6 protein-coding genes and 1 pseudogene are annotated in these 7824 nt (G+C 73.2%); 4 read left to right on the top strand and 3 right to left on the bottom strand.

What is annotated here, in order from left to right; all coding sequences use genetic code 11:
- Nucleotides 1-83: 83 nt before the first annotated feature.
- The 3 genes from JNW87_RS31135 (at nucleotide 84) to JNW87_RS31125 (ending at nucleotide 4459) form a co-directional block, all read left to right on the top strand.
- Nucleotides 84-1280 carry an acetyl-CoA C-acyltransferase gene (locus JNW87_RS31135; protein ID WP_089010475.1) on the top strand — a complete coding sequence of 399 codons (1197 nt, stop codon included), beginning with the start codon at nucleotides 84-86 and terminating at the stop codon, nucleotides 1278-1280.
- Nucleotides 1277-3379: a 3-hydroxyacyl-CoA dehydrogenase NAD-binding domain-containing protein gene (locus tag JNW87_RS31130; protein ID WP_109804913.1), complete on the top strand. Its 2103-nt coding sequence runs from the start codon at nucleotides 1277-1279 to the stop codon at nucleotides 3377-3379. Before JNW87_RS31135 ends, JNW87_RS31130 begins: the two co-directional genes overlap by 4 nt.
- A gap of 129 nt (nucleotides 3380-3508) precedes the next feature.
- Nucleotides 3509-4459, top strand: a complete 951-nt coding sequence (locus JNW87_RS31125; protein WP_238454896.1) for a hypothetical protein — start codon at nucleotides 3509-3511, stop codon at nucleotides 4457-4459.
- Between the two features lie 94 nt (nucleotides 4460-4553).
- Here the strand turns inward: JNW87_RS31125 and JNW87_RS31120 are convergent, their stop codons facing one another.
- The 3 genes from JNW87_RS31120 to JNW87_RS31110 all read right to left on the bottom strand — a co-directional run bounded on the left by JNW87_RS31120 (nucleotide 4554) and on the right by JNW87_RS31110 (nucleotide 7068).
- Entirely contained in the window at nucleotides 4554-4940 is a 387-nt protein-coding gene (locus JNW87_RS31120) for a VOC family protein (protein ID WP_109804911.1), read from the bottom strand.
- 305 nt (nucleotides 4941-5245) lie between these two features.
- The gene (locus JNW87_RS31115; protein WP_201749940.1) at nucleotides 5246-6403 is read right to left on the bottom strand and encodes a cell wall metabolism sensor histidine kinase WalK; all 1158 of its coding nucleotides are present in this window, start codon (nucleotides 6401-6403) and stop codon (nucleotides 5246-5248) included.
- Nucleotides 6400-7068, bottom strand: coding sequence for a response regulator transcription factor (locus JNW87_RS31110; RefSeq protein WP_109804910.1), 669 nt, complete (start codon nucleotides 7066-7068; stop codon nucleotides 6400-6402). The genes JNW87_RS31115 and JNW87_RS31110 overlap by 4 nt, the downstream gene beginning before the upstream one ends.
- Before the next feature lie 163 nt (nucleotides 7069-7231).
- On the opposite strand from JNW87_RS31110, the pseudogene JNW87_RS31105 reads away from it, so the two are divergent.
- A pseudogene (locus tag JNW87_RS31105) lies at nucleotides 7232-7824 on the top strand (peptidase C39 family protein); the annotation flags it as partial.

Genomic DNA, 7824 nt, shown 5'->3' with positions numbered 1-7824 from the left:
TGGGCCACATGGGGGGTGGTGTCGGGGTTGGTTACTGGCGAGTAGCATCCGAGGGAAATGCCAGTGCCGGCTAGGAGGCTCAAGTGCCCCGTGAAGTTCGAGATGTCGTCTTCGTCGACGGCGTCCGTACCCCGTTCGGCAAGGCGGGTGGCATGTACGCCAACACCCGCGCCGACGACCTGGTGATCCGCTGCATCCGTGAGCTGCTGCGCCGCAACCCGCAGCTGCCGCCGGAGCGGGTCGAGGAGGTCGCCATCGCCGCCACCACCCAGATCGGCGACCAGGGCCTGACCATCGGCCGCACCGCCGCCCTGCTGGCCGGCCTGCCCAAGACGGTCCCCGGCTTCGCCATCGACCGGATGTGCGCCGGCGCGATGACCGCCGTAACCACCGTCGCCAGCGGCATCGCCATGGGCGCGTACGACATCGCCATCGCCGGCGGTGTCGAGCACATGGGCCGCCACCCGATGGGTGAGGGCGTCGACCCCAACCCGCGGATCATCGCGGAGAAGCTGGTCGACCCGTCCGCCCTGGTCATGGGCGCCACCGCGGAGAACCTGCACGACCGGGTCCCGCACATCACCAAGGAGCGCACCGACGCGTTCGCGCTCGCCTCGCAGCAGAAGACCGCCAAGGCGTACGCCAACGGCAAGCTGCAGGACGACCTGGTGCCGGTCGCCATCCGCGACGAGGAGAACGGCTGGGGCCTGGCCACCGTGGACGAGGCTCCCCGGGACACCTCGCTGGAGAAGCTCGCCTCCCTGAAGACCCCGTTCCGCCCGCACGGCAAGGTCACCGCGGGCAACGCGGCCGGCCTGAACGACGGCGCCACGGCCAGCCTGCTCGCCTCCGAGGACGTCGCCCGCGAGCTGGGCCTCCCGGTCGCCATGCGGCTGGTGTCGTTCGGCTTCGTCGGCGTCGAGCCCGAGGTGATGGGCGTCGGCCCGATCCCGTCGACCGAGAAGGCGCTGCGGATCGCCGGCCTGACCATCGACGACATCGGCCTGTTCGAGCTGAACGAGGCGTTCGCCGTGCAGGTGCTCGCCTTCCTCGACCACTTCGGCATCGCCGACGACGACCCGCGGGTCAACCCGTGGGGCGGCGCGATCGCCATCGGTCACCCGCTGGCGTCCTCGGGCGTCCGGCTGATGACCCAGCTCGCCCGGCAGTTCGCCGAGCACCCCGAGGTTCGCTACGGCCTCACCGCCATGTGCATCGGCATCGGCATGGGCGGCACCGTGATCTGGGAGAACCCGCACTGGGAGGGTGGCAACAAGTGAGCACGCTCGCCGCACCGAACGAGGTCGTCACCAAGGCGCTGCTGCGTCAGGTGAACGTACCCGGCCTGGACCGGCCGGCCGCCCTGATCACGCTGGACAACGGCTTCGACCACACCAAGCCGAACACCTTCGGCCCGGGCGGCCTGACCAGCCTGGACGAGGCGATCACCGCCGCCCTCGCGGCGAACCCGGCGTTCATCGCGGTCACCGGCAAGCCGTACATCTTCTGCGTGGGCGCGGACATCGTCGGCCTGCCGGCGCTCGCCGACCGCGCGCAGGCGCTGGAGATCGGCCGGCTCGGCCACCGGGTCTTCGCCCGGCTCAAGGACAGCGAGATCCCGACCTTCGCCTTCGTCAACGGCGCGGCGATGGGCGGCGGCCTGGAGCTGGCCCTGCACTGCCACTACCGGACGCTGTCCGGTGGCGCGGCGGCCCTGGCGCTGCCCGAGGTGTCGCTCGGCCTGGTCCCCGGCTGGGGCGGCACCCAGCTGCTGCCGAACCTGATCGGCATCCCGGCCGCCACCCAGGTGGTCATCCAGAACCCGCTGATGCAGAACAAGATGCTCAAGCCGAAGCAGGCCGCCGAGATGGGCATCGCGGACGTGCTGCTGGAGCCGGCGGACTTCCTGGAGCGGTCCCTCGAGTGGGCGGCCGGCGTGGTCCGGGGCGAGGTCACCGTGACCCGGCCCGAGGTCGACAGGGACATGTGGGCGGGCGTGCTCTACTTCGCCCGGCAGACCCTCGACCAGCGGCTGCACGGCGCGGTTCCGGCCGCGTACAAGGCGCTGGACCTGCTGGAGACGGCCAAGGACGCCGACTTCGCCACCGGCACCGCCGCCGAGGACGAGGCCCTGGCCGACCTGGTCTTCTCCGAGGAGCTACGCAGCGGCCTGTACGCCTTCGACCTGGTACAGCGGCGGGCCAAGCGGCCGGCCGGCGCGCCGGACAAGGGCCTGGCCCGCCCGGTCACCAAGGTGGGCATCGTCGGCGCCGGCCTGATGGCCAGCCAGCTCGCGCTGCTCTTCGCCCGCCGCCTCCAGGTGCCGGTCGTGATGACCGACCTGGACCAGTCGCGGGTGGACAAGGGCGTCGGCTACGTGCACACCCAGATCGAGAAGGCCGTCAGCAAGGGCCGGATGGACAAGGGCACCGCCGCCAAGCTGTACGGCCTGGTCAGCGGCTCCCCGAAGGCAGAGGCCTTCGCCGCGTCGACGCCGGGCCAGCTCACTTCGTTCGCTGACTGTGACTTCGTCATCGAGGCGGTCTTCGAGGACCTGAACGTCAAGAAGCAGGTCTGGGCCGAGCTGGAGAAGATCGTCAAGCCGGAGGCCGTGCTGGCGACGAACACCTCGTCGCTGTCGATCAGCGCGATGGCGGAGGAGCTGGAGCACCCGGAGCGGGTGGTCGGCTTCCACTTCTTCAACCCGGTCGCCGTGCTGCCGCTGCTGGAGATCGTCCGCGGTGAGCGGACCGACGACGTCGCCCTAGCCACCGCGTTCGCGGTGGGCAAGCAGCTGAAGAAGTCCTCGGTGCTGGTGAAGGACGCCCCGGCGTTCGTGGTCAACCGGCTCCTCACCCGCTTCCTCGGCACGGTCTTCGCCGCCGTCGACGCGGGCACCCCGCTGGACGTGGCGAACAGCGCGCTGGACCCGCTGGGCCTGCCGATGCGCCCGCTCGCCCTGCTCCAGCTGGTCGGCCCGGCCGTGGCGTACCACGTGGGCGGCACCCTGCACGCGGCGTACCCGGACCGGTTCGGGGTCAGCGAGAACCTCAAGCGGATCGCCGACTCCGGCCAGCCGATCGTGGTCGACGACCAGATCAACGCCGACGTCGCCAAGCTGCTCGTGGTCGGCGACCAGCCGCTGACCGCCGAGCAGGTACGCCAGAACGCGCTCGACGCGCTGGCTCAGGAGATCCGGCTGATGCTCGACGAGGGCGTCGTCGCCGAGGCGCAGGACATCGACCTGTGCATGATCCTCGGCGCCGGCTGGCCGTTCCACCTGGGCGGCGTCACGCCGTACCTGGACCGGACCGGCACCTCCGAGCGGGTCACCGGCCGGCGGTTCCTGCCGCGCGGGGTCGCCAGCCTGCGCGCCTGACCCTCCCGCTCCCCCGCGATCGCGTGGCCGGCCGTCCCTCCCGGACGGACCGGCCACCGCGATCGTCATTCCGGGCCGGACCGCCCGCGCCGACCGTGCCTTCCCTGGTACGGCGGCGCGACCGCCCGGGTGACCGACCGCCGAGCCGGGACCGGCGGGGCGCCCGGTCACGACCCGGCGGCGGTTTCGTCACCTCGTCGCCGGGCGGACAGCGGCACGTCATCCGGCCTGGCTACGATCACCCGTCACGATCTTCACCTGGAGCTGACCCATGTCCCAGCCGCCGTCCAATCCCTATCCCGGTTCCTACCCCCCGCCCCAGCAGCCCGGCGGCTACCCGCCGCAGCAGCCGGGCCCGCAGTACGGCGGGGCTACCCGCCGCAGCAGCCCGGCCCCCAGTACGGCGGCTACCCGGGCGAGCAGTCCGCCCCGCAGGCCGGCTCCTACCTGGAGAGCGGCCAGCCGTCCTACGGCGCCCCGGCCGGCCCGCCACCGAAGAAGTCGAACGTCGGCCGGATCCTGCTGATCACCCTGGCCGTCGTGGTGGTGCTCTGCCTGGGCGGCGGCGCGGTCCTCTTCTTCGCCGCCAAGGACGAGGTCGGCGACGTGGTTGACGCCACCAAGACCCGGGTGACGGCGCCCGAGACCCTCGCCGGCCGCACGAAGTCCACCGACCCGGCCCTGGTGAAGGTCGCCAAGGACGTCGAGGACAGCCTTCGCAGCGACACGCCGAACGCGACGAGCGCCGTGAGCGCCTTCTACGGCAGCGCGGCGAAGAAGGACCTGGTGATGGTCGGCGCGGCCTCGGGCCTCAACCCAGATCCGGCCAAGTCCCTCGACGCCAACATCGGGTCGCTGGGCACCAGCGGTCTCGAAATCGGCGAGATGAAGACCGTCGACGCCGGCCCGCTCGGCGGCGAGGCGAAGTGTGGCGACGCCAAGGCGGGGCAGGTGCCGCTCGGGATCTGCGTCTGGAGCGACCGAGGCAGCACCGGGGTGATCGGCCTGTACTTCAAGACCGGCGCCGAGGCGCAGGCCCAATTCAGCACGATGCGCGGCCAGATCGAGCAGAAGGGCTGACGCCCGTCGGACAGGCGCACCGGGCCCCCGCCACTCGGCGGGGGCCCGGTGTCGTTTCCGGTCACCCTGCTGTTGGGGGCGACGCCGACGACGGTCAGACCGACCCGGCTCGTTCCGCGGCGCTGCGGCAGACGCAGAACTCGTTGCCCTCCGGATCGGCGAGCACGACCCAGCCAGTGCCGTTCGGGCGACGGCGGTCGGCGACCAGGACGGCGCCGAGCCCGAGCAGCCGCTCGACCTCCTCGTCCCGGGTCCGGTCGGCCGGTTGCAGGTCGAGATGGAACGCGCCCTTGCCGTGCCGCTCGCCGACCTCGGCGAAGAGCAGGTCGGGACCGTGGCCGCCGGGCGCGACCAGGACCGCCTCGGGGTCACCCGGCTGGTCGTCATCGTGCAGCCGGCGGTCGAGCACGCCCGCCCACCAGCTGGCCAGGGTGTACGGGTCGTCGGACTCGACGGTGACGCAGTGGATCAACGCACTCACGGTGCTTCCTCCTGGTGGAGTGCGCCCCGCGGCAGTGGATGGTGTCAGCGGTGACCGGGGCGGGGCGCGGGACTGTTCCTGGTGGACATCGACCGCACCCCCTTCCGCGCGTCGGGCTGACGCGGCCGATCATGTCACCGCTCGGCCGCGCGGCACAACCCGTTGCGACGACGCCGGCCCGGCCCAGCGCTCGTCGCTGTAGAGGGCCGCCGGGGTGCCGGCCGGTACGTTGCCGTCCACGGCGCCCACCGCCGCGAACCCGGCGGTGCTGCTGCCGTCGTTGTGGTATGGGGCAGGAGGTCCGGTCAGTTCGGGCAGGGGGCGTCGGCCGAGGGCAGGGTGGCGGTCACCTCCAGGCCGCCGCCCGGCTGGGCGACCACCGTGACCGCGCCGCCGTGCGCGTCGCAGACCGCGCGGACGATGGAGAGCCCGAGGCCGGACCCGCGCGCGCCGGTCCGCTCCTGGCCGCCGCGCCGGAACGGCTCGAACAGCCCCGGCACGTCGGCCTGGGCGACCTCGAAGCCGGTGTTCCCCACCACCAGCCAGGAACGCTGCCCGTCGCTGCCGGTACGCACCCAGATCCGGCCGTGCAGGTGGTTGTAGCGGACCGCGTTCTCGATCAGGTTGCCGGCGAGCCGGTCCAGCAGCCCCGGGTCGCCGACCACCGGCGCCGGGCGCAGCGAGGTCTGCACCCGCAGGCCGATCCGTTCCACCTCGCGGGCGACGGCGGAGAGCGCGTTGGCGGTGCCGACCGCGAGGTCACACTCGGCGCGGCGGCCCAGCCGGCGGCCGGTCTGGGCCTCGCTGCGGGCCAGCACCAGCAGGGCGTCGACCAGCCCGTTGGCCCGCTCCGAGGCGTCCCGCACCACGGTCGCCATCCGGCGGTACTCGGCGATGTCCGCCTCGTCGTCGCTGAGCGTCACGTCGATCTCGGTCCGCATCACCGCGAGCGGGGTACGCAGCTCGTGCGAGGCGTTGGCGACGAAGCGTTTCTGCGCCTCGAACGCGGCGGCGATCCGGTCCAGCATCGCGTCGAACGTCTTGGCCAGCTCGGCCACCTCGTCGTCCGCCCCGGACCAGCCGATCCGCTGGTCGAGGGTGGCCTCCCCGAGGCGCTGGGCGGTCGCGGTGACCTGGTGCAGCGGGCGCAGCGCCCGGCCGGCCACCAGCCACGCCCCGGCGACCCCGACCACGCTGATCGCCAGCAACGCCAGCAGGCCCTTGACCAGGAGCTCCCGCGACGCGGCGTCGACCAGCTCCCGCTGCCACTGCCCGGCGTCCAGGGTGCGGCCGTCGGCGAGCACCACCGTGGTGCCGGGCAGCAGCTCGTCCGTCGGGCGCAGCGCGTCGCGGACCAGCAGCCAGGCGAGCAGCACCAGGATCACCCCGGCGCCGACCAGCAGCACCCCGTTGAGCAGGGTGAGCCGCAGCCGCAGCGTGGGACGCAGCCGCAGGGCGCTCATGCGGCCACCTCGGCCGTCCGGTAGCCGGCGCCCACCACCGTCTCGATCAGGGGCGGGTCGCCGAGCTTCTTGCGCAGCGTCATCACGGTGACCCGGACGATCGTGGTGAACGGGTCGGTGTTCGCGTCCCAGACCCGTTCCAGCAGCTCCTCGCTGGAGACCACCGCGCCGCGGGCCTTGAGCAGCTCGGCGAGGACGCCGAACTCCTTGTTGGTCAGGTCGACCGGCTCGCCGCCCCGGGTGACCACCCGACGGGCCGGGTCGAGCACCAGGTCGGCGACCTCCAGCACCGGCGGGGCGGCCGGGGTGGCCCGCCGGCCGAGCGCCTGCACCCGGGCGACCAGCTCGTCGAAGGCGAACGGCTTGGGCAGGTAGTCGTCGGCCCCGAGCTGCAGTCCCTCGACCCGGTCGGCGACGGTGCCGCTCGCGGTGAGCATCAGCACCCGGGTCAGGGTGCCCGACGCGGCCAGGTCGGCGCAGATCCGGTCGCCGGGCACGCCGGGCAGGTCCCGGTCCAGGATCACCACGTCGTACCGGGTGACGAAGGCGGCCTCGTGCCCGGTGTCGCCGTCGTACGCGACGTCCACCGCCATGCCCCGCTTGCGCAGCCCGCGCGCGATCGCGTCGGCGAGGTTGCGCTCGTCCTCCACCACCAGTACCCGCATCCCGGCCTCCTGCCTCGTGACCTCCCGACAACCTAGTGCCGGCTGCCAAACCGGCGGCCCTCGCCGTCGTTGCAGAAAACCTTCGGGTACGCGATGCTTCCCGGCACCCACCTACATGCGCGCCGCCCGGTGCGGCGGCCGGCGACGAGCGGACGGAGCTGCCATGACCGGAACGCCTGGGCGGAACATCGCGTACCGCGGCTTCCGCCTGCCGGCCGACCTCGACCTCGGCACGGCCGAGGGGGTGGTCGCCGTCCCGGGCGGCGTGGCGATCGGGGCGCCGGTCGGACAACTCGACCACACCGACCCGCACACCGGCCGCACCGCCCGGTACGACCTGGCAACCTGGACCACCCCGGTGGTGTGGCCGGGCTTCGGCGTCGACGAGCTCGTCCCGTCCTGGACCGGGGACACCCCGGAGGGCGGCTGGCTCCAGGTCGAGCTGCGTGGCTGGGACGGGGACGCGCCGTCCACCGACTGGTACGTGCTGGGCCGCTGGGCCGCCGACGACACGACGATCCACCGCACCTCCGTGCCCGGCCAGACCCACGACGAGGCCTGGGCGAAGGTCGACACGATGGGCACCCTGCGCTCGCCGATCACCGGCTGGCAGGCGCGGGTCACCCTGTTCCGCCGGACCGACGTCGCGGCCGGCCCGGTGCTGCGTACCGTCGGGGCGGTGGCCTCGGCCGCGGACGTGGACCCGCCCGACCAGCCGGCCGCCACCGCGGCGGTCGGCGCGGCGCGCGGGCGGGT

Origin of the sequence: Micromonospora sp. ATA51 (assembly GCF_016802855.1) — a bacterium.
Classification (GTDB): Bacteria; Actinomycetota; Actinomycetes; order Mycobacteriales; family Micromonosporaceae; genus Micromonospora; species Micromonospora sicca.
The sequence above is the reverse complement of the archived record's forward strand: the minus strand, read 5'-3'. Positions and strand labels throughout refer to the sequence as shown.